Consider the following 22703-nt stretch of genomic DNA (forward strand, 5'->3'; position numbering starts at 1 on the left):
TTGAAAGGTTCGTCCCCCAGCCTTTCGACGCGGTCCAGCCCTCTCCGGAACCAGTCGAAAATGCTTCCCTCGTCCAAGCTCCCGTGGCGCGCTCTCGGCATCCTGTTGTTGCTGTCCTACACCATCCCGACCACCGTGCTGTCGCAGGACATCAGCGCCAGCGACCAGGTTACCATCACCCGACTCGGCTATCGGGCGACCAAGGCAGTCACAGCCTTCGGTGCCTACGCTGTCGCTCGTGAACTCGGGATGGGACGCCCCGGAGCGTCCGTGGTGGCCGCCACGGCCCCTGTCGTCGCCTCGAAGCTGCTCTATGCCCTGCGGGGTCAGCCGGGCGGCAAGTGGCCGAATGCGGGGTTCGTGCTTCGGGACGCAGGGAGCGAGATCGTGGAAGGCAGTGGGCCGATGCTCATGGTCTGGGCGAAGCAGGGTGGCCGGAAGCAGTGGTATCGCTGGCCCATCGCCGTGATGAGCTACGGCGCGATGGTTGGAGCGACGTGGAAGTGGGGCGCGCCCTGAGCGAGTCGCAGCACCTCCCCGATTGCTGAATCACTAGCGGTCGGGGGCGAGCCGTTCCGGCGGCAGCATGGTCCGGAGCTCTTCCAGCGGAATCACACCCTCGCGCACCAGTTGCAGCGCGTGCTCGCGGAGCGGGAGCAACCCCGCCCGCAGCGCGAAGCCGCGTAGTTCATCCACGGTGGCGCGGCGCGAAATGGCGACCCGCAGTTCCGGCGACGCGGGCAGGAACTCGATCGCGGCGATCCGGCCGTAGCATCCGCTGCCGTGGCAGTGATCACACCCCTTCCCGTGAAAGAACTGCATCGTGTCGGGCACGCCGGCCGGGAACACCTCGGCGACCAGATCGGCCGGGGGCGTCGCGACTTCGCGACAGGCAGTGCAGATACGCCGGACCAGCCGCTGCGAGAAGACCGCGAGCAATTCGCTGCCGATCGAATTCGGGTGCATGCCCAGATCAATCAATCGCTGCACCGCGTCGACCGTATCGTTGCAATGCAGGGTCGAGAGCACCAGATGGCCGGTCTGCGATGCCCGCAGCGCTTCGAGTGCAGTCTCGCCATCGCGGATCTCGCCCACCAGGATCACGTCGGGATCCTCGCGAACGAAGGCCCGCATGGCGTTGGCGAATTCGAATCCGATCTCCGGGCGGACCTGCGTCTGCTGAATGCCGTCGAGCGCGTACTCGATCGGATCCTCGACCGTGATGACCTTGCGCGACGTGTCCGCGGCGAGGACCTGCAGGCCGGCGTACAGTGTCGTTGACTTCCCCGACCCCGTCGGCCCCACGACCAGGATCAGTCCGCCCGGAGAATCGAGCAGCCGCCGGTAGATCGCCGCGATCTGCGGCGGGAACCCCAGTTCCGAAATCCCCACCAGATTGTTGGTGTCCTGGGGCAGGAGGCGCATCACCACGTGCTCACCATGCAGGCAGGGCTGGGTCTGCGTGCGGATGTCGAAGACCTGCTTTCCCGACCGGGTGACGAAACGACCACCCTGCGGCAGTCGGTGCTCGGCGATGTCGAGGCCGGCTCGCACCTTGATGACGTTGATGAGCCCGAGCCGCTGCAGATCGGTCAGGTTGTAGTGCTTGAGATCGCGGAGGTCGCCATCGACGCGGATCCGCACGCGCGCGCGCCCGCGATAGGTCTCGACGTGGATGTCGCTCGCGCGCTCGGCGACCGCGTCAAGCAGCAGTTCGTCGAGCAGTCGCAGCGCCGACTCGGTCGCGGCGGGATCACTCATCAGCAGATCCTGCGCCTGCCGTTGCGACACCACCGGCTGTTGCTGTTTCCCCGCCTGCTCGAGCTCGAGTGCCATCCGCAAGCGTCGCAGGTCGGTCGGCGTCACGACCACCTGATCCACGACGCGCGCGCCAAGAGCCGCGCCGAGCTCCGGCACCTCGATCCGCGGCTCGCTGGTAGCAACGAGCAGGCGACCGTCGGCCAGTGTGATGGGGAGGACCTGGTGGAGTTCCTGGAATCGTGGCGGGACCGCGAGCGCGAGCGAGGGGTCGATCCGGGTGAGGAGATCTTCGCTATCGGTAAACGGAAGCTCGTGGATTGTCGCGAGGGCGCGGTAGAGGTCGCGCTCGTTCACGACGCCGCGTTCGAGCAACATGTCGCCGAGCCGATGGTGACCCCGGCGGGCCTCGACGACGGCGGCCTCCACCACCTCGGACGTCGCTGTCCCCGTGCGTACCAGTTCGTCACCAAGTCGCTGTAGCATCGCCTATCTCCTTCCGCAGTGTCCTGGTCGGGAAGGTAGAGGCGGTAGAGGAACGGGGTTTGAAGGGAACGGAAATGGAAGATGAGGGAACCTTCAGGCGGTCGGGCGCATGCCAGCCGCTCCCGGAAATGACGAACGCGGCCGGAGCCGCGTCATCACTGGAGCCACTGGTCAGATTTGAACTGACGACCGCTCGATTACGAATCGAGTGCTCTACCCCTGAGCTACAGTGGCGAGGCCCTCGCAATGCCCTGACGCGGATTCGAACCGCGACGCCTTGCGGCACTACCCCCTCAAGATAGCGTGTCTACCAGTTTCACCATCAGGGCGTGGCGGGCAGAGTATAGCGGGCCACGCCGGGAGGGTCAACGCCGCCGTCCGCCAGTCTGGAAGGAGAGCTGGACGCCGATGTTGAGGACGCGGTCGCTCAGGGTCGGCTCATTCCGCTTGGTGAAGGTCCCTTTGTAGAAGTCCACCGTGGGCCCCAGCGACACCTGCGGCGACAGCGCGATGTCAAATCCTGCACCTACGCTCCAGCCGAAGCCGGTTTCGGTGATGTTCGGCCCGATGAAGTCCGGCGGCGGGGTGCCCGCCTGCGCAATGCCGCCACCGGCCTTGAGGTACAGTCCCGCGTTCTTCAGCGGGTACACCTGCGCCATCACCAGCCCGGCGCCGAACGTCTCGGTGCCACCGTCCACGGAATTGAACCAGCCGAAGAACTCGCCGCCGACCCGGACACTCGAATTGGGCGTCCCACCGAGGCGGAGTCCGAGCGTCGGCTTGGTGAGCGACTGGGTGTATTCCGTCTCCACCGAATACTTGTTCTGCTCGGCACCGGCACCTACCGTCCCGCTGATGAAGAAGCCGGAGCGCACCCCTTCGGCCGGAAGTTCAACCAGTCCGCGATCCCGCCCGCCGCGGCGTCCCTGAGCAGACAGCGAAGTGGTGGCACCCACGGCAAGGGCAATCAGGGTGAATGCAACTAGTGAGCGTGGCATCGTCGGGTTCTCCGTGGAAGTCAGCGTCGAAAAATAAGGGTATGTGGGCGACTGCTGGTCCTCGCAGTGGGCAGGTCGTGTGCCAACACGATATCTTGTGCTACTACAACAGCTTGCACGATTTGGTGCCACCGGAAACCGGGTGCCACTGTCCAGAAAGAGGGTCACAGGTGTCCCGAACTCGCCGCGTCGCACTCCTGGGTGCCACCGTGCTGCTCACGACAGCCGCACTGCTGCTCTGCCGCTGGCAGCTCCGCCGACTCCAGCAGCGTCGGGCCTCGAACACCGCCCTGCTGGCCGCACGGGCGCTGCCTCCGCTCGACCTCACCGATTCCAGCGTGGCCCCGGTTCCCGGGCGCCGCCTGCGCGTGCATGGTGAGTTCGGCTCCGGACAACTCACGCTGCGGGGCAGAGTGCACGACGCCGCCCCTGGGCTCGAAGTAGCCACCGCGTTTCGAGTGGCCGGGAGCGGGGCGACGCTCTGGGTCGTGCGCGGTTTCGTCACCTCACCCGACGCCACCACCATTCCTGCTATCCGGGAGCCGACCGCGGGCGAGGTGACCATCGAAGGGCTCGCCCTTCCGGTACCCGTCACGACCGATGCCGGACAACCCCTCGTGCGGGGTCGCGATACCACGTGGCGCCGGCTCGACCGCAGCGTACTGCGCCAGCGCACTCCGGCCAGCTACGACGTGTATCTCCTGCTCACCGGGAATGACTCCGGCCCCGGGCAACTCCCGTCGGTGGAGCCGCCCGTGCTCGACGACGGCCCCCACCTGAGTTATGCCTTGCAGTGGTTCGGAATTGCGCTGGCGATCGCCGCGTTCGGAACTATCGCGTTGCGGCGAGACGGTCGCGGGTCTGTTCCACCCCGCGGAGCACCCTGAGAATGTTGCCGTTCGCGAGCTTGGTGAGTTCGGCGTCGGTCCAGCCGCGCCGGATCAACTCGGCGAAGAGGAGCGGGTAGCCGGTCACGTCGCCCATGCCGTCTGGCAGTTCGGTGGTGCCGTCGTAATCGCCACCGAGACCGACGTGGTCGATGCCGGCAATCTTGCGCACGTGCTCGACATGATCGGCCACATCCTTCGCCGTGGCATTCGGGCGCGGATGGCGCTGTTCGAAGGCAGTCCGCGCCGCCGCTCGCGCTGTCGAGTCGGTGATGCTTCGCACCGAGTCGCGCAGCATCTGCTGCCATTCCCGCATGCCAGTGGTCTTCACGAAGCCGCTGACGAAGGTCACCATCACGACGCCGCCGTTCTTCGGTAGCCGCGCGAGGATGGAGTCCGGCACATTGCGCGGCACGTCCGCAATCGCACGCGCCGACGAATGCGAGAACATCACTGGCGCCTGACTGACGTCCAGCGCGTCGCTCATCGTCCCCGGCGACACGTGGCTGAGGTCGACGATCATCCCGAGGCGATTCATCTCCCGGACCACATCGCGGCCGAAGTCGGTCAGTCCGCCGTGCTTCGCCGTATCGAGCGCCGCATCGGCCCAGTCAAGCGTCACGTTGTGGGTGAGTGTCATGTAGCGCGCGCCGAGGGCGTAATACATCCGCAGTGCGCCGAGCGAGTTCTCGATCGCGTGGCCGCCCTCCATCCCCAGGAGCGAGGCCACCTTGCCGGCCTTGCGCGCGGCGACGATATCGTCGGCAGAGAGCGCCAGCTGGAACTGATCGGGGTACATCGCAATCATCCGCCGGGCGATGTCGATCTCCTCCAGCTGCATCTTCGCGTAACCCGAGTCTTTTGCTTCACCGGGGATGTAGACCGACCAGAACTGCCCACCGAGCCCGCCAATCTTCATTCGGGCGAAATCGGTCTGGCCAGGTGCGCGGGTCCGCAGCGGGTACTTGGCCACGTCCATGGGGCCGGCCTTGTTCATCCGGATTTCCCAGGGCAAATCGTTGTGTCCGTCAATGATCGGTCGCGAGGCCAGGAACTGACGCGCGTGAATCATCGCGGCGTCCTCTGCCTGCGCCACCAGTGACACGGGAATCAGCAGCATCCAGCCCAGCAGCATCCGAGCTCGCATCGCGGTTACCTCGTCGGCCGTCGGCCGAATAGTTCAGGAAGCGGCACGCCATCGAGGCGTTCCGTCGGTCGGACTCCAAGCACCTGCGCCAGCGTGGGGGCAATATCTACGGTACGAATGATCCGTTCCACGCGCCGCGGCGCGACGCCGGGAACACGGAAGAGAATCGGTACTCGCATATCATCAGTGTTGAGGGTGCCGTGCGAGGTCTCGGCCTTGTTGGATCCGAAGATAAAGTGTTCGTCGACCACGGCCACCACAAACCAGCCAAAGCCCGGCGGCAGGTTGCTCCGCCAGTACGACGCATCCCGGTCGTTTGATCGGGCCGCGGCAAGCGAGCGGTTCGTGAAGACCCGCCGCACACCCGGCATTTTCCTCACCTCGGCAGCCAGGACGTCATCGAGGGAGTCGACGTTAACGCCGCGGCTCGCGAGCGCGGGGCGATCGCCGTAGATCAGCCCGGTCTCGACACCGGCGCCGATGTCGATCCGCCAGCGCGTGCGCGCCCAGGTGTTGAGCATGCGCGCGAATGGCGCGAGCGCCACACGGCCCCCGACCCCAGCCTCGGGGTACTCCGTGACACCGTGGTCCGCCGTGAGTGACACGATCATCTGACCGGGCGGCACAATGGTCGCAAGGGAATCGAAGAACGCGCCGAGGTAGCGATCGAGCTTGAGCAGCTGATCGTGGATCTCGCGCGAGCCCGGGCCCCAGCGATGGCCGATCGCGTCGGTCGTCGAGAGCGAGAGACTCAGGAAGTCGGCGCCGTCGCGGGTGCCGAGCCGCATCTGCTTCACGCCGGTGAAAGCAAAATCCAGCGTGAGGGAGTCCATCGCCGGACGCTTCTCGATCTCGACGATCGCGGTGGCAGAGTCCGTCGACAACAGATGAGGGAAGAGTCGGTCGGCGCCATTGACTTCGAAGGGTCGATCGTCTGGCTCGGGATAGCTCGCCGGATCGCGCTCGAGGGTCCACGCGCTGCCACGCAAGCGACCGACCGGATCACGCGCATCCCAGGCCGTGACCCAGGATGGCAGCGTGTCGGCGTACCAGCGACTGGTGGTGAAGATTCCCTTGGAGAACCAGAAGACGGGGACCTTGGCCCGGCCAACCGGCAGGATCGCACCGCGATCCTTTCTCGAGACGGAGAGGACGCGCGTCGCCGAGTCGTGCGCCAGCATCCAGTCAAAGAGGGTCGAGCCGAGCATGCGTCGCGGCGAAGCACCCGTGGCGGTACTGCGGATCAGTGGCGTGGTCAGGTCGGGGACGCCGAGATCATTGTAGACGATGCCGACATGGGCAGGTGTCCGGCCCGTCATCATCGTGGCGTGCCCCGGGGCCGTTTCGGTCACACCGTGATCCTGCTCACCATTCCGGAAGAAGACGCCGTCGCGAAGCAGCATCGCGAAGCCGCCACGAAAATCGCCACGAAAGCGGTCGAGATAGTCGGGGCGCATCTGGTCGACAGCAATCGCCACGACAAGCCGGATCGGCTTGGCCGTCGCAGGCCTGGCGACCGTCCGCTGGGCGGCGAGTGGCAGGCTGATCGCGAGCAGGCTGATCGCCACCATGGTGGCGTAGCGGTGCAACATTCGGCTTCTCCGGTGGTGTGAATCCGGGGAATGAGAGCGTATTATTGTCACGAATCCGCGATCCACTGGTGGAGGTGCCGCGGCCATGGAACGTAATACCAGACAGCGCGGAGCGATCCGTCGCGTGTTCCAGCGCAGCGATCGCCCGCTCGGTATGGGCGAAGTCCTTGCCGGCGCGAGGAGCGAAGTCGCTGGACTCGGCATCGCCACTGTATATCGCAACATCAGGATCCTGATTGACGAAGCGTGGCTGGTGCCGGTCGAATTACCGGGTCAGCCCCCTCGTTATGAACTCCAGGGCAAGCCGCACCACCACCATTTTCATTGCCGCCAGTGTGACCGTGTCTTCGACGCACCGGGCTGCCTCGACATGCTTGACCAGCTGGTCCCCACGGGATGCCGCCTTGAAGCTCACGAGATCATCCTCAACGGCACCTGCGTCGATTGCCTGATGGCCTCCTGAACCAATGACATCCGCCAGCGCCCCGCTCTTCCCCGTCGTCCGTGGCCTGATCGCGACGACCCTGCTCTTGCTCGTCGGCGTCATCCTGGCCGAGGGGATTGTCGCCCGTCGAGTCACCGGTCGCGATGCTGCGGTCGATGCCGAACTCCGTGGCTGGTTCACCCGGCTTCCCGGCTTGCTGGGCTGGTTCATGCTGATGCTCTCGCTCGGGCGCGCCGCATTGCAGCTCCTCTCGTTCGTCGATCCAGGCGAATCGGTGACGACCGACCTGATCCGCGGGATGCTCTGGCAAGGGAGCTGGGGCAACGCGTGGGTGCTGCAGACGAGCGCGGCCTTTGCACTGCTCACGACCAGTTGGTTGCTACGCAACAATGAGCGAGTACGCCGCCCCGTCACCGTGCTCCTGGTCGCGGCCCTGTTGTGGAGCGAGACCGGCATGGGGCACGCGGCCGATGCGCTGTGGGGCCCCTGGCTCGGCCGCATCGTGTCAATGACCCACCTCATCGGTGGTGGCTACTGGCTCGGCACTCTTGGCGCACTGGCACTGATCGTCTTTCCCGCGCTGCGCGGTGATTCGCACTTGCCGACGCTCGCTGCCGTCGTACGCGACTTCTCGGTGCCAGCACGGATCGGCGCAGCGCTGCTCCTGATCTCAGGGGTGCGCTCGACCTGGACCGATGCCGGGTCGCTCGCGGCGATCCCGACGACCACGTGGGGTCAACTGCTGATCGCGAAGGTGGCCTGCCTGGCCGGTGTTGCCGCGATCGGCTGGTGGAACTGGAAGGTGGTCACCCCAGGACTCGAACGCGGTCTGCCGATCGCACCATCGCGCCTGCGACGCGCCGTCGTCATCGAGCTCTCACTCGGCCTGGTGATGCTCGCCATCACGGCATTCCTGATTGCGGCTCCGCTGCCCGTCCACGCCTCGTGACTTCGCACGCCCCGCTCGGCCTCGCCCTTCAGGCCATGGCTCGCGCCCACCGGGCACGCCTTGGTGCGCTGCTGGCACCGCACGGCGTGCATCCGGGACAGGATCTGCTGCTGCTGGCGATCTGGGATGAACCTGGGCTACGCCAGGCGACCCTCGCCGCGCGGCTCGGTGTCGAGCCGCCGACAGTCACCCGCATGGTGCAGCGTCTCGAGCGGAGTGGCCTGCTCGAGCGCCGGCGCGATCCCCACGATGCCCGGGTGTTGCGGATTCATCCCACGACGCGTTCGCGGCTGATCGAAGGCACCGTCCGACGGGTGTGGAGCGATGTCGATGCCGCGCTCGTCGCGGCGCTCGGAGAAGCCGATGGCGAGCGACTGCGACGGCTTGCCGAGGCGGTGACGCAGGCGCTGCGCGCGCCTTAGTCGTCGTGCGTGAGGGCGGCGCTCCAGCCGCCGACCTCGGGCGACTGCAGCGGCGGGCGCACTGCGTTGGGCTGCCATCCGAACATGGCGCTGCACGCCGGGCCGCAGACGGCGCCCTGACAGGCTCCCATCCCGACGCGCGTCCAGAGCTTTGCCTGCCGCTGACTCCACTCCGGCTGGATCGCGCCACACGCCACATCCTCACAGCGGCAGAGGATGGTATCATCCGCGGCGAGCGTGAGCACCTCGCGACGCGGCGCGAAGGTGGCTGCAAGCCGGGCAGCAAAGCGACGACCCGCGTCACGACGCCCGGCGAGGGTCGCATGTCGTGCCGCGCGAAGATCTCCGGCCGCAGCACAACCGGCAATCTCTCCTTCCGCGATCCCGGCGTCATCGCCCTTCACTCCAGTGCACTCCCCTGCCGCCCACACGCCGGCGATGCTGGTCTGCTGCAGTGCTTCCGTGGCGATCGCGTCCTCTCGCATGGTGCAGCCGAGCAACTGCGCGAGTTCGGTGTTCGGCACCAGACCCATCGCGGCGCCGGCGAAATCACAGTCGAACTCCTCCATGCGCTTTCCGATCTGTACCGTGACGCTGCGCAGTCGACCTTCGCCCGCCGCGCGGACAATCCAGCTATTCGTGCGATACGGTGTCGAAAGAAACGCCCCGCGATAGCGAACGCCCTCGAGCAGTTTCGCCGGTGAGGAACTGAGCGACGCGGCGAAGCGCAACAGCGCGACGCTCCCGGCCTGCTCCGCCACGAAGCGCACATCTGCCCCGGCGTGTGCGAGCGCTGCCGCCACGGGGAGCAGGAGCGGCCCTGTGCCACCGATGACGACGCGCTTGCCGGTCATCCGCAACCCGGATTTGCAGAACGATTGCAAACCACCGACACCCATCACGCCGGGGAGTGTCCAGCCCGGAAAGGGGAGGAATCTCTCCTTGGCGCCAGTCGCCAGGATGATGCATTCCGTGCCGACCGGGGCGATGCGCCCGCGGAAGTCGACGATGAGCTCGTGCGGCGAGTTGATATCGACGACACGCGCCTCGGCGGCGAAGGTCGCCCCGGCATTGCGCGCGCGCACCATCAGCGCTCGTGCACGGGTCGGCAGCTCCGTCTCGCGCTGATGCCGCCAGACCTGGCCACCTGGTCGCAGCCCCTGGTCGATCACCAGCACCCGGCGGCCACGGGCAGCGGCCGACGCCGCGGCTGCCAGCCCGGCAGGGCCCGCTCCGATGACGACGATATCGACGCGGCGACGATCGCTCACGTTCCGGTCTCCACGCGCATGCCCTCTCGCACCGGTACCAGGCAGGCGCGCAGATCGTGTTGCCCGTCGATCGTCACCCGGCATTCGAAGCAGGTGCCCATGCCGCACACGGGTCCTCGCGGTCGACCGGTGAGGTCCCGTCGAAAAGTGGTGATGCCGAGCTGCAGCAACGCCGCGGCGACGGTCGCCTCCGCGGGTACCCGGCGCGGTACGCCGTCGACCGAGACCGTGACATCGCTGTCGCTCACGCGGCCTCCGACTCGAACTGCGGCATCGGTCGTTCAGGGCGGAATGGCGACGGGTCGACTGCTGGGGTTTGTCCCAGAATTCCCGCCACAATCATTTCGGCCGTTCCCGGCGCCATCGTGATGCCCAGCCCCTCGTGTCCGGCAGCGATCCACAGGTCGGGCAGCGAGGGCCACCGTCCGATGAGGGGAAGCTTGTCGGGTGTCGTCGGGCGGAAGCCTGTCCAGGTCCGCACCGCACGCGCCTCGCGCAACCGGGGAATGAATTGCTGGGCACGGGCGAGCATGCGCGCGAGCAGTGGCCGATTGACCGCAGCATCGAGGCCCACGAGTTCGCGCGACGAGCCGATCAGCAGCTGGCCGGTGCGTCGCGGCTGCACGTTGAACGCAACCGATGCCGCGCCAAAGGTGTGGGCACTCTGCAGGTAGCCGAGTTCTACCAGCTGATGCTGCACCAGCCCAGGCTGGCGATCGGTGATCACCAGGTGCCCCTTGCGAGGAATGATCGGTAACCCGGGGACGAGGCCAGCGGAAGCGACGCCGGCCGCAATCACGATAGCACCCGTCGCGAGGCGGCTCCCGTCAGCAAAGCGCACCTCGCGGGCTGCGAGCGCGCTCACCGACGCGTGCTCGCGCAGCCGGGCGCCACGTGCCACTGCACGCAACACCAGTTCGCGGGCGATGGTGGGCGGATACACGACGAGGTCGCCCGGGACGAGCAACGCGCCCGCCAGCCCCGAAGCAAGATGCGGCTCCACGGCCATCAGCTCGCGCTGGCCGAGCACTGCGGCGTCGATCCCCTGCGCCGTGTATCCCGCCACGCGTTGCGACGCCGCGTCGAGCTCCTCGTCGTTGGCGGCGAGCCAGAGCGTGCCGCAGCGATCGCACTCTGCCGCCGCAGGCAAGGATTCGCTGAGCACGTCCCAGCGACGGCGCGAGTCGGCGCAGAGCGCCAGCTGCGCGGGGGAATCGTCCATCGCCACGATGTGACCCATCGCCGCGCCGGTGCTGCCGCCGCCTGCAAAATCGGCGTCGACGAGCAGCACCTGCAGGCCGGTCTCGGCGAGCCGGAGCGCGGTCGCCGCGCCCACCAGGCCGGCACCGATGACGGTTACATCGGGCGCGCTACTCGTGTTCATGCGAGCCCGAAGCGGAAGGGATCGTCGTTGTCGAAGAGCAGCGTGGTGCGGCCCGTGACATACGCGCGACCCTGAATGAAAGGGATCAGGAGATCGCCCTCTCGCTCCAGCCAGCCGACGAAACGGGAACCGACGATGCTCTCCTGCCGCCACTGCTGACCGAGTGCGAGCTCTCCCTTCGCGAACAGCGCGGCCATCTTCGCCGAGGTTCCGGTGCCGCACGGGGAGCGGTCGTACGCCGCACCTGGACAGAGCACGAAGTTGCGCGAATCGGCGTCGGGCCGAGTCGGTGCGCCGAAAAGCTCGACGTGGTCCACCAGCTCACGGTCGGCACCAGTCAGGCCGGCGGCAGCGAGCGCCGCCCGAATCCTGATCGTGACGTCCATCAGCGTCGCGCGATTCGCCAGCTCGAGTGCCACAGCTGGCCACGTGGTCAGGAAGAACCAGTTGCCGCCCCAGGCGACATCACCGGTGATCGAGCCGAGTCCAGGGACATCGAGGGTGAGCCCCTGACGATGCACGTACGCCGGCACATTGCGGATCGTCACCGTACCGTCGATGCCGAGCACCGCACTGACGGGGCCTACTGGCGTGTCGACTTCTACCGGACCCGGCCCGATCCGGCCAAGGTGATCCAGCGTGCGCACGACGCCGATGAGGCCGTGGCCGCACATACCGAGATAGCCGGCGTCATTGAAGAACACCACGCCGGTCGCCGCCCCTGCGCGCTCGGCAGGAACCAGCAAGGCACCGACTATGGCGTCGTGGCCGCGCGGCTCGAGCACGACAGCACGACGCAACTGATCCTGATGCAGGCGCATTGTATCGCGGCGCTCCGCCACGGTCCGGCCAGCCGGTTCGGGCCAGCCACTCAGCACCACGCGTGTTGGTTCACCCTCGGTGTGCGAGTCGACGACCTCGATCGGCGCGTGGGATTTCACGCGACCGCCGGCCGGTGGGCCAGCCGCTCGCCGATGAGGCCCAGGACCATCTCGCGCTCGACGCCGGAGATCACCATCCGGGGCGCGCGCACTCGTTCGTTGCCGAGCCCGACCTCCTGCTGCACCAGCTTGATGAGCTGAACGAACTTCGGCACCGTGTCGAGACGAAGCAGCGGCAGGAACCAGTCGTAGAGGGCGCGCGCCTCGCTCGTGCGACCGGCGACCGCGTGCTCGAACAGCAACACCGATTCATCCGGCAGTGCGTTGACCAGACCAGCGATCCACCCCTGGGCCCCGGCGGCAACGCCTTCAAGGATCGCGTCGTCGAGTCCGACGAAGAGCGCGAGACGATCACCGAGCAACGCGCGCAACGCCGTGATCCGGCGGATGTCGCCACTCGACTCCTTTACGGCGTGCAGGTTGGCGTGCTCGCACAGGATGCGCACCTGTTCCGGCAGGAAATCGGTGCCGTAGGCGATCGGATTGTTGTAGAGCATGCAGGAGAGCGGCGTCGCCTTGATGATGGCGCTCACGTAGCTCCGCATCTCGGGCCAGTCGCCCTGATAGACGTAGGGCGGCAACACCATCAGCCCGCGGCAGCCCGCATCCGCAGCAGCGCGCGCGAGCGTCACGGCTTCATCGGTGCCCAGCGCCGAGACGCCTGCGACCACAGGTACCTTGCCGCCGGTGGCAGCGACGCAAGTCCGCAGCACGGCCACCTTCTCGGCCGCGGTGAGCGTGGCTGCTTCACCGAGCGAGCCGAGGGGCACCAGGCCGCGACACCCCGAGGCGAGGAGACGGCGGACGTGGCCGGCGAGAAATTCGTGGTCCACGGCGCCGTCGGGTCCGAACGGCGTCGTGATGGCGGGGAATACGCCGCGCCAGTCGGCGGGAGTCATGGCAGTCATGGGAAATCCTCTCAAGGATGAATCTGTACGGTACGAGTCTCGGTGTAAAAGTCTCGGGCGGCGCGACCCTGCTCCCGGCTTCCCGACGAGGACGATTTCATCCCGCCGAACGGCGCGTGCGGGTCGACACCGGTGGTGTCGCCGTTGACCCGGACCAGCCCTACTTCGATTCGGCGAACATAGCTCAGGGCGCTCGCGAGATCACGGGTGAAAAGCGAAGCAGAGAGGCCGAACGGTGTGTCGTTGGCGAGGGCGACGGCGTGATCGAGATCGTGAGCGCTCAGCACGCCGAGCACCGGTCCGAATAGTTCGCGACGGGCGAGTGGATGGTCGCTGCGATCCAGCCGGACCGCCCGCGGCGCAAACCAGTGACCTTGCTGGTACTGCGGCGCTTCGGGGAGGACCCCGCCGAACAGGAGTTCTGCCGGCGAGTCGGCCAGCGCCTGCTCGATCCGCGCTCGCGATTCGGCCGAGATCAGTGGTCCGACCGCACTCGCGAGATCGTCGACGGGCCCCAATGGCAGTGCCCCGACGGCAGCAGCAAGCAGCGAAAGAAATTCCGCCTCCACTGCGTCCTCGACGATGACACGTGACGTCGCGGTGCACTTCTGTCCCGCGTAGCGCATCGCGCCGGCCGCGGTGAGCACGGCGGCCTTCTGCAGGTCCGCGGTGCGCGACACGATGACGACATTCTTGCCGCCCATCTCGGTCTGGATGCGGATATTTCGTTCAGCACCGATCGCCGCGACGCGGGCACCCACCGCCTGCGAGCCGGTGAACGAGGCGGCACGAATGGCCGGGCTCCGGAGTAGCGCCTCGCCGCTCGAGCCATCGCCGTGAATGACATTGAACACGCCGGCAGGGATCCCGGCGGCGAGCGCGGTCTCGGCGAGGAGATGCGCCACCCCCGAGGCAAGCTCCGATGGCTTCAGGACCACGGTGTTGCCGAAGGCCAGCGCCGGTGCCGCTTTCCAGAGTGGGATTGCAACGGGAAAGTTCCAGGGCGTGATCAGCGCGACGGGGCCGACCGGGTCCCGCAGGGTGAACTGCAGTGCATCGGCGGCCTGAGCCGGAATCACCTCACCGACCTCGCGCACCGCTTCACCAGCGTAGTAGCGACAGATCACCACCGCACGCGCGACCTCGCCGCGGGCTTCGCCGATCGGCTTCCCCACCTCACGTGTGATGGCGCGCGCGAGTTCATCCGAACGCGCCGCAATCGCTTCACCCCAGCGGTAGAGCGCCTCGGCGCGCGCGGGCCCGGACGTGCCACGCCAGCCGGGAAATGCCTCGGCAGCGGCGGCCGTCGCAGCGGCAACGTCGCCGGCGTTGGCCACGGGCGCGCGCGCGATGAGCAGGCTGGGCGCGGAAGGATCGAACCGGTCGCGGTAGTCCGAGGTCGAGGCCGGGCGGAACGCCCCGGCAATGAGGTGCGGGAGGATATCAGTCATGCGGATTTCTCCGGCGGACGGTGATGTTCGAGGGTGTCCGCGAGCGCGCGCCCGGCGCTGAGGATGTGCTCGCGCAACAACCGCACGACCCGGGTGGTATCGCGAGCGCGCGCGGCGGCCGCGATCGCCCGGTGTTCACGAACGGCGCGCGAGGTCCCGCGAGTGAGTGTGAGTTGGAGGCGCAGGAATCGGTCGGACTGTGCGTGGAGGCGGGCAACAGTTTCGAGCGTGCGCGGTCGTTGCGCCGGCGCATAGAGTGCGAAATGGAATGCCCGGTTCGCATCGCCCCACGCGCTCACGTCGCCCGTGGCCACCGCGCATTCGAACGCGGCGGCGTGATGGCGCAGCGCGGTGTCATCGGAGGTGGTGAGGCGCGGCACCGCACGGCGTGCAAGATCGGCCTCGATCAGCGCCCGCAGCTCAAAGAGTTCGGCCGCCTCGGCCACCGCCAGGGGGGCCACCACGGCGCCCCGATGCGCTTGAAGCGCGACAAGCCCCTCCGCCTCGAGCTGGCGTAGCGCTTCGCGCAGCGGGATCCGACTCACCCCCAGCTCGGCGGCGAGCGCCTCCTGGCGGAGCGGCGCCCCGGCGGGCCATTCTCCGGACAGGAGCCGGGTGCGGAGCGCCTCGACAGCGGCGTCGGTGAGGGTGCGTCGGAGGAGTGGCATCGGATTGTATACAATATCCCAAACAGCTGGAGGCGCAAGGGATGAGGATGAGGGTGATGGGTGATGGGTGATGGGTTATGGGCGATGGGTGATGGGTGATGGGTGATGGGTGATGGAGGATGGAGGAGGGAGATACGGAGAGCTAAGAGCGGGCCGGATCACCCCAAGGTGTGTAGTAGACCGTCCGGGAGACGTTTCGGATGCCTCGCGGGGGATTCTCGATCGAAATCCGAACCTCCAGGCTCTTGCCATCTCTGCTGCGTCGGAGCTCGCGCCGGATCGTGGTCGGGCATTCCGGCAATCCGCGTTCAACCTGCAGCGAGTTTCGTCCCCACTTGGCCATGAATTCAATGATGCCACCTGCCGCGAGTACTCCGGAATGCCAGCGCCCGTCAATCACTCCGTCAAGCGTTGCCGTCTCGCTCCCAGTGATAGTGACGAAGCCGCTATCCCCGGTGATGGTCAGCGAGCTGTCGGGCCGTCCATCGCGCGTCATCACTTCGAACTCCGCAGGCAACGCGTTCCCGGTGGGGTGCTTCGCAATTGTTGCCATGGTGACGGTCCTCCCGGACGCGATCAAGCGCGCCCGCGACAACGAATCGGCAAGGGCGTATTCCGGAGCGATACGATCGCGCTTGACGATCGACCCACAAGCACTGAAGGCCTGAACGAAGGGTCGATCCCCCCTCGTGGGATCAAGCGACCACTTCCCCACGAGCGTGCGCATGACAGCGCCGGGAGACGGCGCCTGGCTCGGGAGCGGATAGGTCAGGATCGCGAGCGCAAATGCCAGGCGGCTGATCATGGCATCGTCTCGCCAGTTCCGCGCGAATAGAAGAACCTCTTCTTCGTTTTCGGCCCAACCGAGGAGATTGTCATCTGTACCTCAAGGCTGTTGCCATCAACTCCAAACCGAAATTCCCGACGCAACCCTAAGTGGCACTCCGGGATTCGACGTTCGACGATCAGCGTTTCGCCCTTCAAGCTCGCCTCAAACTCGACGAGCCCACCCTCCATCTGCGCCTCCTGGTGCCGTCGTCCATCCACACGCCACCGGGTCGCATACTTGGGGCTGTTGGAGATCACGACGACACTATCCTCTGCGTCGATCGTGATGCGAGCGAAGAGTCGGATTTCATCCATGAACGCGATGACCTTCGGGTCGAGTATCGGCCCCGCGCGGCCTGCCCCCGGAGGCGGGAAGTTTCCCTGTCGCACCAGATCCCGAGGCACCAGGGTGAGTTTGCCGCTGGCATGGCACCCGCCGGGGTATCGACCGCCCGGGAACGAATCGCTGCGGGCCGCGTCATTCAGCCACGTTCCAGCGAATCCGTTCAGCGTTGTCGCAAGCGCCGTTTGCGCCGAGAGGGGTGCCGCAGCGAGAAGGAGGGCGAGCGGAGCAAGGCGTGAGCGCACTGGTTTCTCCAAGGGGGATGGCAGCCCTCTCAAAATACTCCCTTAAAGCAAGAAGCGAGAGACGAATCGCTCGCCCCTCGCCTCCATCATCCATCATCCATCATCCATCATCCATCATCCATCATCCCTCATCCCTCATCCATCATCCATCATCCATCACCCTCACCCTTCAGTTCACGGCTTCGACGCCCCTTTGCTGTAGACAAACTTCCGCTCGACCTTGCGGCCGCCGTTGTCGATTACTGTCTTGACCTCGAGCGACGCACCGTCCTCGCTGAGCTTGAATTCGCGACGGACGGACGCGCCTTCGGGGATGCCGCGCTCGACCACCAGTGTCTTCCCCTTCCACTTCGATTCCGTCTCGAGCACGCCACCTTCCATCTGAGCTTCCTGGTGCTTGCGTCCATCAGCACGCCATGGCGTGATGTGCCCCTGATCATCGGCGATGGTGACATCGAAGTCGCTCGCGGTGATGACCATCAGCGGCGCCGGCCGGGCCTCGCCCATCACGATGCGCATCTTGGGGTCGTTCATGCCGCCGCCACCGCGACGCGCCCCGAGGCCGGCTCCCCCACCACCCCCACCCCCGCCACCGCCACCACCGCCACCACCGCCCCCACCGCCACCACGGCCAGCTCGACGTCCCCCGCCCCCGCCTTCCGGCGCCCCACCAACCGCAGCCGCAGCACCGGCCGCGCCACCGGCGCCGCGTTCGCCGCCACCACCCATCATCGCCATCGGATTGCCCGGGATGGAATCACTACGGGAAGGATCGAGGGTCCAGGTGCCGGCCAGAGCCGTGGTGACACTGGGAGCTGGCTTTTCCTGCGCCGCGATGGGTGCGACAGCGAGGATAACGGCGAGAGAGGCAAGGGAGACGCGCACGCGGCAACTCCTGCGAATGCGACACGGTGATGGGGGAACGGACCAGAGCGGCCCGACAGCATGATACGCCGGCCCACATCATCAGGTTGCAGAGCGTGCGCCGGGCTGCGAGCGGCCGATCAGTGCTCGGGATAGCGTGGATCGTAGAGATTCGCCGCGATCAACTCGCGGACTCCCTCGAGATCCGTGATTTCAGCCAATCCTTCCGCGAAGGCGGTCCGCACCACCGCTTCGGCCACCTGGATCGAGACAGCCAGGATCCGCTCGACCGGCGGGTACATCGATCCGGTCTCGAGTTCTGCCGTTGCCGTGGCTGCCACCAGCGCGTCGGCGGCCGCCAGAAACATCGAATCGGTCACATGGCGAATCCCTGCCGACACCACCCCGAGGCCGAGACCCGGGAAGATGTAGGCATTGTTGGCCTGGCCGACGATGCGCAGTGCCCCCTGCCAGTCGACCGGCTCGAACGGCGAGCCGCTGGCAAAGACCACCCGGCCCTCGGTCGCATGGTAAGCGGCCTGGGCGGTGCATTCGGCCTGCGAGGTCGGATTCGACATCGCGAAGACAATCGGCCGCTCGTTGATGGCGGCCATCGCCTGCAGGGCCTGCTGGGTGAAGAGGCCGGTAACCCCGGAGAGACCGATCAGCGCGGTCGGCCGCACCAGATCGATCGCCTCGACCAGATCACGCGTGCCAGGATGCTGTTGCGCAAACGGCCGCAGCGATTCGGAGAGAACCGGGCGCCCGGCCACCGCGAGGCCATTGCTGTCGAAGAACCAGCAGCGCGCACGCGCATCGGCCTCACTCATCCCGCTCCGCTGCATCGCCTTCACGATCAGCTCGGCACATCCGACGGCCACACCGGCACCACCGAAGAGGATCCGCTGTTCGGTGAGCGGCACCCCCGTGACACGGCCGGCATTGAGCAGGCCGGCGAGGGTGACTGCGGCCGTGCCCTGGATATCGTCGTTGAAGGTGCAGGCCTGCATCCGGTAGCGCGCCAGTAACTTGGTGGCATTGTTGGTCGCGAAATCCTCGAACTGGATCAGGGCACCGGGGAAGACTTCCTCGACCGCCGCCATGAACTCATCGACGAGCGCCGTGTATTCGTCGCCCTTGAGGCGCGGTTGCGCCAGCCCGATGTAGTGCGGGTCGACGCGCAGCGCCTCATTGTCGGTGCCCACATCCAGCATGATCGGCAAGCCGAGCGCCGGGTCGACGCCACCACACGCGGTATAGAGCGTGAGCTTGCCGATCGGAATTCCCATGCCGTGCGCGCCCAGGTCGCCGAGTCCGAGAATGCGGGCGCCGTCGGTGACCACGATGACCGAGACCTTCTCTGCCGGCCAGTTTCGCAGCAAGGCGACGATCTGCCCACGATCGCGAGCTGAGATATAGAGGCCGCGTGTCTCGCGAAAGAGCCGGCCGAACTTCTTGCACGCGTCGCCCACCGTCGGCGTGTACACCACCGGCAGGAACTCGGCGAGGTGATCGATGATGGTGCGGTAGAAGAGGCGTTCGTTGCGATCGAGCAGCGCGACGAGCGCGAGGTACTGATCAAGCGGGGCGTCGAGCGAGCGAAGATTCGCGAGGACGCGATCCTCCTGCTCTTCCTGCGTGAAGACGCGGGGCGGCAGCAGCCCGCGCAGTCCCAGTCGATCGCGTTCGTCTTCGGTGAAGGCAGTGCCCTTGTTGAGGCGACCATCCTGAAGAATCTCGACGCCGCGAGGGGCACGGCGTTCGCTGTTCGCGCGCGGGGTGATGCTCATTGCCGTCCCTTCGATGCCCGGTATCGCCGGATGAAAACTGAAAGCGCCGCCACGAGGTGACGGCGCCATACTTTCTTCGGAGTGCCCGACCCGACTGCCGATATCGGGTGACGGGGGCAGAACATACGCCATCCGCCCGGGGAGGCGCAAGAAGTCGCCATACGTGGCCCGCGGACGCCGCCGGGCCTAGAATCCAGTGACAACATCGCCTCAGGCCGCCATGCGTCGACTGCTCCTCCACACCTCACTCGCCCTCACGGCGATCCTGCTCTGTCCGGGCACCGTATCTGCTCAGGTCGTCAGGGCGAGTCAGTGCGCGCCGATCGCGCCACATGACGGATATGCGGTCGCGCTCCGCAAGAACGTAATTCGACACCTCAACGCCCCCACGCAATCGGAAGCGACCTTCAAGTTTTCGGGGGCGCGCCCCGCTGACACGAGCGTGAAAATCCTGACATCGGATTCGCTGTGCAGTCGCGCGGCCATCGCCATGCAAGCATATCGACCAGAATCGTGGGCACAAACGGCGAGCTCCGACTCGACTTCCTACGATCAGGTATTCGTCATCAGCATCGGGTCAAATCGGTTTGTCGCGGAAGGAATTAATCTACGCGGCGTTTCGAGAGCCTACGTGCTGGACTCCACGCTGACCACCGTACTGACATTCTGGGAACAGATCAGGATAGATCATCGATGGGAATTGTTTGCCTCCCGGCAACTGCCTTTCCTCACCATAATGTCCTGGGGGCCGAGCGGGATCGCACCCCCGGATCTCACGCGATGCGCCACACCAACGGACTATGAGGGGCACCTCGGCAATCAGCTGGAGTGGCTCACCCACCTGGTCGGGGATAGCACGGAGCACTCGTTCCTTCGGGGACTCTCATTGCCGTTCATGCGTGATCCCCAGGTTTCAATCATCTCAGATCATTCGCTGTGCAAGCTCGCAGCAAAGACCATCAATCGTGACTCGAAGCTTCCGCAGTCTGCACCACACGTGATCTTCCTCCTCCGAATCGGGATAAACCGCTTCTGGGCCGAGACTGACGACCTCTCGGCCGGAGAATGGGGACTCGGGTTCATCCTGGATGGGACGCTCAGGAGGGTGCTCGCGCGCGCGATGATCTAGGGGTTCCCAAAACAGGAACCGCGTCTCCGGAGTTCTCCGAAGACGCGGTCCTTTTATGCCCCGACCAGGACTTGAACCTGGAACCTAGTGATTAAGAGTCACGTGCTCTACCAATTGAGCTATCGAGGCGATCTTCTGACAGTAGCCCCAACGGGAGTCGAACCCGTCTCTCGACCTTGAAAGGGTCGCGTCCTAACCGATAGACGATGGGGCCGAGGGTCCCGGTGAATCAACTGTCATAGCGCTAACGGGATTCGAACCCGTGTTCCAGCCTTGAGAGGGCTGTGTCCTAGGCCTCTAGACGATAGCGCCGTGTCGCGAACAGCCGCGCAATATAAGCCAGCGGCCCAGACCTTCAACCCTGCCCCTCGCAGGACAGCGGCGTGCCCTCTCAACAGGCCCGGCAGGAATCGAACCTGCAACCCCCGGTTTTGGAGACCGGTGCTCTACCAATTGAGCTACGGACCTTCGCGCGATCAGGGTGCCCGACGGGGATTGAACCCGCAACCTCCGGAGCCACAGTCTGGCGCTCTAACCAATTGAGCTACGGGCACCATTTGACCGCGAGAGGCCTAAAATGCCCCGCAGCGGGGGGGCGGTCAAGCGTCGCGTCGTGCCCAGAAGCGTCGAGCGAGTGCCAGAGTCCGATGATTGGCCGGCACGGCGTCATCATCGAGCGCCGCCACCGAGACCACCCCCCGCGCTGCATTGCAGGCCAGGAGCGCCACGCCGCGCAATTGCTCCCGGCTGACCGCCGCCTCCTTCACCCCGCCCCGGACGGTTTCGGCGAGTCGCGCACGCGCCACGCTCGGAAGCCCGCCGAGCGCCAACGGAGGGAAGACCAGTGTCTCGCCGTCCCACCAGGCTATCGCCCAGATGGTGGCCTCGATAGCTCGCCCTGCGCTATCAAGCATCAGGGCGTCGTCGGCCTCGAAGTGCCCGGCGGTCATTCTGGCGGCCTCGAGCCACGCCCGGTCGGCGGTCTTGTGGGGATACCCTCGATGCGGCGCGGGCGAGGTATACAGCGCCAGCGGCGCCGTCCCTCCGACCTCCCGGTCGCTGGCCAGGACGCGACCGGCCGAGACCTCGATCCGGACGACACGGTCTTCCCCGCCCTCGGGGCGGGTGAGCTCGGGGAGGGTTAGCCCGAGTGCTTCGGCACTCCGCTCCAGGCGCGCCAGATGCAGCGGCCAGAGCGGCGCCCGGCCGTCGATTACCCGGACGGTCTCGATCAGCGAGGTCGCCAGGGTCAAGTCGCCTCCACCGCGGGAGCCACGGCAGGGGCACGCAGCGCTTGCAGGACCGTGGCAACGATGATCAGCCCGCCGCCGAGGAGGGCGAGGACACTCGGCACCTCATGCAGCAGCAACCACGACCAGACCGGGTTGAATGCAGTCTCGACCAGCAGGAGCAACGACACCTCGAGCGCCGGCACTGACCGGATCCCCGTCGCCACCAGCACATACGCCCCCGCGATCTGGAAGATGCCGAGATAGAGAATCACGCTCCACGCACTGAATGGGTGGCTCCCGACTGGCAGCGCCATCGGAAGAATCGCGACGCAGGCGATGATGTTGCCGAGGATGCACGCGGCGATACCCCGACCGCCGGCATCACCATCGCGCCCAAGCCAGCGGAGGCCGCAGATCATCAAGGCATACGACAACCCGCTCACCACCGCAAACAGGTTGCCCCTCGCCGGATCAGGAGCCGTCGTGGAAGGCGCGTCATCCCCGAGGAATACCAATACCAGGCCGCCGAGCACCGCAAAGAGTATCGGCAGGTCGCGACGCTGGATCGGCTCACGGAGCAGCCAGGGGCCGAGCAGCAGCAGATAGAGCGGCGCGGTCGACTGGAGGTAGATGGTATTCGCGCTGGTGGTCAGCCGGTTGGCGAGCACGAATGACACCAGCGTCGCCGCATACGCCGCCCCGACCAGCAGGGGCTTCCACCCGAAGCCGCGCCAGGCCTTGGGCACCAGGATCAGCAGCGTCAGCGCCGCCACCCCAGAGCGAAAGGACGCCACCTGATACGCCCCGAAGTCGGACGCCTTGATGGCAGCGCCTCCGGTCGAGAAGAGCAGTGCGGCGAGGGCGATTCTCAACCGTGGCGAAAGGGTCAAACCGTAGCTGTCCTTGGCGGGAGGGACGGGGTGCCGGTCTCGCCATCAAGTTCGCAGGAGAAGCGACCGGTCGGA

The 22703-nt window shown here is 66.4% G+C and carries 23 protein-coding genes and 7 tRNA genes; 6 read left to right on the forward strand and 24 right to left on the reverse strand.

Going from position 1 to position 22703, the window contains the following annotated elements:
• The first annotated feature begins 60 nt into the window (after positions 1-60).
• Complete coding sequence (locus tag V4558_14495) at positions 61-519, forward strand: hypothetical protein (protein MES2306716.1); 459 nt, start codon at positions 61-63, stop codon at positions 517-519.
• A gap of 33 nt (positions 520-552) precedes the next feature.
• Here V4558_14495 and V4558_14500 read toward each other — a convergent pair whose 3' ends face one another.
• From V4558_14500 to V4558_14515, 4 genes are all read right to left on the reverse strand, one after another.
• Positions 553-2244, reverse strand: a complete 1692-nt coding sequence (locus V4558_14500) for a GspE/PulE family protein (protein MES2306717.1) — start codon at positions 2242-2244, stop codon at positions 553-555.
• Positions 2245-2403: 159 nt separating this feature from the next.
• Positions 2404-2478: transfer RNA gene (locus V4558_14505), tRNA-Thr, on the reverse strand.
• 13 nt (positions 2479-2491) lie between these two features.
• A tRNA-Leu gene (locus V4558_14510) sits at positions 2492-2573 on the reverse strand.
• A gap of 36 nt (positions 2574-2609) precedes the next feature.
• Complete coding sequence (locus V4558_14515) at positions 2610-3242, reverse strand: outer membrane beta-barrel protein (GenBank protein ID MES2306718.1); 633 nt, start codon at positions 3240-3242, stop codon at positions 2610-2612.
• Between the two features lie 170 nt (positions 3243-3412).
• On the opposite strand from V4558_14515, the gene V4558_14520 reads away from it, so the two are divergent.
• Entirely contained in the window at positions 3413-4129 is a 717-nt protein-coding gene (locus V4558_14520; GenBank protein MES2306719.1) for an SURF1 family protein, read from the forward strand.
• Here V4558_14520 and V4558_14525 read toward each other — a convergent pair.
• The gene (locus V4558_14525) at positions 4074-5276 is read right to left on the reverse strand and encodes a dipeptidase (GenBank protein MES2306720.1); all 1203 of its coding nucleotides are present in this window, start codon (positions 5274-5276) and stop codon (positions 4074-4076) included. The genes V4558_14520 and V4558_14525 overlap by 56 nt on opposite strands.
• Positions 5277-5281: 5 nt before the next feature.
• On the reverse strand, positions 5282-6868 hold the full coding sequence (locus V4558_14530) for an alkaline phosphatase family protein (protein MES2306721.1): 1587 nt from the start codon (positions 6866-6868) through the stop codon (positions 5282-5284).
• Between the two features lie 85 nt (positions 6869-6953).
• Here V4558_14530 and V4558_14535 point away from each other — a divergent pair, with 85 nt between their 5' ends.
• From V4558_14535 to V4558_14545, 3 genes are read left to right on the forward strand one after another with little or no spacing between them, the layout of a single operon-like run.
• Positions 6954-7331, forward strand: a complete 378-nt coding sequence (locus V4558_14535) for a transcriptional repressor (GenBank protein ID MES2306722.1) — start codon at positions 6954-6956, stop codon at positions 7329-7331.
• A gap of 4 nt (positions 7332-7335) precedes the next feature.
• The gene (locus V4558_14540) at positions 7336-8262 is read left to right on the forward strand and encodes a CopD family protein (GenBank protein MES2306723.1); all 927 of its coding nucleotides are present in this window, start codon (positions 7336-7338) and stop codon (positions 8260-8262) included.
• 35 nt (positions 8263-8297) lie between these two features.
• Positions 8298-8684: a MarR family transcriptional regulator gene (locus V4558_14545; protein MES2306724.1), complete on the forward strand. Its 387-nt coding sequence runs from the start codon at positions 8298-8300 to the stop codon at positions 8682-8684.
• On the opposite strand, the gene V4558_14550 is transcribed toward V4558_14545, so the two are convergent.
• The 11 genes from V4558_14550 to V4558_14600 form a co-directional block, all read right to left on the reverse strand.
• Positions 8681-9955 carry an FAD/NAD(P)-binding oxidoreductase gene (locus tag V4558_14550; protein MES2306725.1) on the reverse strand — a complete coding sequence of 425 codons (1275 nt, stop codon included), beginning with the start codon at positions 9953-9955 and terminating at the stop codon, positions 8681-8683. The two genes, V4558_14545 and V4558_14550, sit on opposite strands and share 4 nt — an antisense overlap.
• Complete coding sequence (locus V4558_14555) at positions 9952-10203, reverse strand: (2Fe-2S)-binding protein (protein MES2306726.1); 252 nt, start codon at positions 10201-10203, stop codon at positions 9952-9954. Before V4558_14555 ends, V4558_14550 begins: the two co-directional genes overlap by 4 nt.
• Positions 10200-11339, reverse strand: coding sequence for an FAD-dependent oxidoreductase (locus tag V4558_14560; protein MES2306727.1), 1140 nt, complete (start codon positions 11337-11339; stop codon positions 10200-10202). Before V4558_14560 ends, V4558_14555 begins: the two co-directional genes overlap by 4 nt.
• A complete protein-coding gene (locus V4558_14565; protein ID MES2306728.1) occupies positions 11336-12280 on the reverse strand; it encodes a proline racemase family protein in 945 nt (314 codons plus the stop codon). The genes V4558_14560 and V4558_14565 overlap by 4 nt, the downstream gene beginning before the upstream one ends.
• Entirely contained in the window at positions 12277-13179 is a 903-nt protein-coding gene (locus V4558_14570; GenBank protein MES2306729.1) for a dihydrodipicolinate synthase family protein, read from the reverse strand. The genes V4558_14565 and V4558_14570 overlap by 4 nt, the downstream gene beginning before the upstream one ends.
• 20 nt (positions 13180-13199) lie before the next feature.
• Positions 13200-14639, reverse strand: coding sequence for an aldehyde dehydrogenase family protein (locus V4558_14575; protein ID MES2306730.1), 1440 nt, complete (start codon positions 14637-14639; stop codon positions 13200-13202).
• The gene (locus V4558_14580; protein ID MES2306731.1) at positions 14636-15307 is read right to left on the reverse strand and encodes a GntR family transcriptional regulator; all 672 of its coding nucleotides are present in this window, start codon (positions 15305-15307) and stop codon (positions 14636-14638) included. Before V4558_14580 ends, V4558_14575 begins: the two co-directional genes overlap by 4 nt.
• 142 nt (positions 15308-15449) lie before the next feature.
• Positions 15450-16112 carry a hypothetical protein gene (locus V4558_14585; GenBank protein MES2306732.1) on the reverse strand — a complete coding sequence of 221 codons (663 nt, stop codon included), beginning with the start codon at positions 16110-16112 and terminating at the stop codon, positions 15450-15452.
• Positions 16109-16723, reverse strand: coding sequence for a hypothetical protein (locus V4558_14590; GenBank protein MES2306733.1), 615 nt, complete (start codon positions 16721-16723; stop codon positions 16109-16111). The genes V4558_14585 and V4558_14590 overlap by 4 nt, the downstream gene beginning before the upstream one ends.
• 174 nt (positions 16724-16897) lie before the next feature.
• Positions 16898-17608: a hypothetical protein gene (locus V4558_14595; protein MES2306734.1), complete on the reverse strand. Its 711-nt coding sequence runs from the start codon at positions 17606-17608 to the stop codon at positions 16898-16900.
• Positions 17609-17727: 119 nt separating this feature from the next.
• Complete coding sequence (locus V4558_14600) at positions 17728-19446, reverse strand: NAD-dependent malic enzyme (protein ID MES2306735.1); 1719 nt, start codon at positions 19444-19446, stop codon at positions 17728-17730.
• A gap of 151 nt (positions 19447-19597) precedes the next feature.
• On the opposite strand from V4558_14600, the gene V4558_14605 reads away from it, so the two are divergent.
• Entirely contained in the window at positions 19598-20506 is a 909-nt protein-coding gene (locus V4558_14605; protein ID MES2306736.1) for a hypothetical protein, read from the forward strand.
• Positions 20507-20562: 56 nt separating this feature from the next.
• Here V4558_14605 and V4558_14610 read toward each other — a convergent pair.
• The 7 genes from V4558_14610 to V4558_14640 form a co-directional block, all read right to left on the reverse strand.
• Positions 20563-20635: transfer RNA gene (locus V4558_14610), tRNA-Lys, on the reverse strand.
• Between the two features lie 13 nt (positions 20636-20648).
• Positions 20649-20720, reverse strand: a tRNA-Glu gene (locus tag V4558_14615).
• Between the two features lie 25 nt (positions 20721-20745).
• Positions 20746-20818: transfer RNA gene (locus V4558_14620), tRNA-Glu, on the reverse strand.
• An 83-nt stretch (positions 20819-20901) separates the two neighbouring features.
• Positions 20902-20974 (reverse strand) — tRNA-Trp (locus tag V4558_14625).
• Positions 20975-20986: 12 nt separating this feature from the next.
• A tRNA-His gene (locus tag V4558_14630) sits at positions 20987-21060 on the reverse strand.
• A gap of 45 nt (positions 21061-21105) precedes the next feature.
• Positions 21106-21759, reverse strand: coding sequence for an aminotransferase class IV (locus V4558_14635; protein ID MES2306737.1), 654 nt, complete (start codon positions 21757-21759; stop codon positions 21106-21108).
• A complete protein-coding gene (locus V4558_14640) occupies positions 21756-22610 on the reverse strand; it encodes a DMT family transporter (protein MES2306738.1) in 855 nt (284 codons plus the stop codon). Before V4558_14640 ends, V4558_14635 begins: the two co-directional genes overlap by 4 nt.
• Positions 22611-22703 lie beyond the last annotated feature (93 nt).

This window comes from Gemmatimonadota bacterium (genome assembly GCA_040388535.1).
In the GTDB taxonomy this organism is placed as follows: domain Bacteria; phylum Gemmatimonadota; class Gemmatimonadetes; order Gemmatimonadales; family GWC2-71-9; genus Palsa-1233.

Bases quoted from the DNA above. Each gene is read 5' to 3' on its own strand.
- V4558_14495 (MES2306716.1), top strand. From the start codon at position 61: ATGCTTCCCTCGTCCAAGCTCCCGTGGCGCGCTCTCGGCATCCTGTTG.
- V4558_14500 (MES2306717.1), bottom strand. From the start codon at position 2,244: ATGCTACAGCGACTTGGTGACGAACTGGTACGCACGGGGACAGCGACG.
- V4558_14515 (MES2306718.1), bottom strand. From the start codon at position 3,242: ATGCCACGCTCACTAGTTGCATTCACCCTGATTGCCCTTGCCGTGGGT.
- V4558_14525 (MES2306720.1), bottom strand. From the start codon at position 5,276: ATGCGAGCTCGGATGCTGCTGGGCTGGATGCTGCTGATTCCCGTGTCA.
- V4558_14530 (MES2306721.1), bottom strand. From the start codon at position 6,868: ATGTTGCACCGCTACGCCACCATGGTGGCGATCAGCCTGCTCGCGATC.
- V4558_14535 (MES2306722.1), top strand. From the start codon at position 6,954: ATGGAACGTAATACCAGACAGCGCGGAGCGATCCGTCGCGTGTTCCAG.
- V4558_14540 (MES2306723.1), top strand. From the start codon at position 7,336: ATGACATCCGCCAGCGCCCCGCTCTTCCCCGTCGTCCGTGGCCTGATC.
- V4558_14545 (MES2306724.1), top strand. From the start codon at position 8,298: ATGGCTCGCGCCCACCGGGCACGCCTTGGTGCGCTGCTGGCACCGCAC.
- V4558_14560 (MES2306727.1), bottom strand. From the start codon at position 11,339: ATGAACACGAGTAGCGCGCCCGATGTAACCGTCATCGGTGCCGGCCTG.
- V4558_14570 (MES2306729.1), bottom strand. From the start codon at position 13,179: ATGACTCCCGCCGACTGGCGCGGCGTATTCCCCGCCATCACGACGCCG.
- V4558_14575 (MES2306730.1), bottom strand. From the start codon at position 14,639: ATGACTGATATCCTCCCGCACCTCATTGCCGGGGCGTTCCGCCCGGCC.
- V4558_14580 (MES2306731.1), bottom strand. From the start codon at position 15,307: ATGCCACTCCTCCGACGCACCCTCACCGACGCCGCTGTCGAGGCGCTC.
- V4558_14585 (MES2306732.1), bottom strand. From the start codon at position 16,112: ATGATCAGCCGCCTGGCATTTGCGCTCGCGATCCTGACCTATCCGCTC.
- V4558_14600 (MES2306735.1), bottom strand. From the start codon at position 19,446: ATGGCGCCGTCACCTCGTGGCGGCGCTTTCAGTTTTCATCCGGCGATA.
- V4558_14605 (MES2306736.1), top strand. From the start codon at position 19,598: ATGCGTCGACTGCTCCTCCACACCTCACTCGCCCTCACGGCGATCCTG.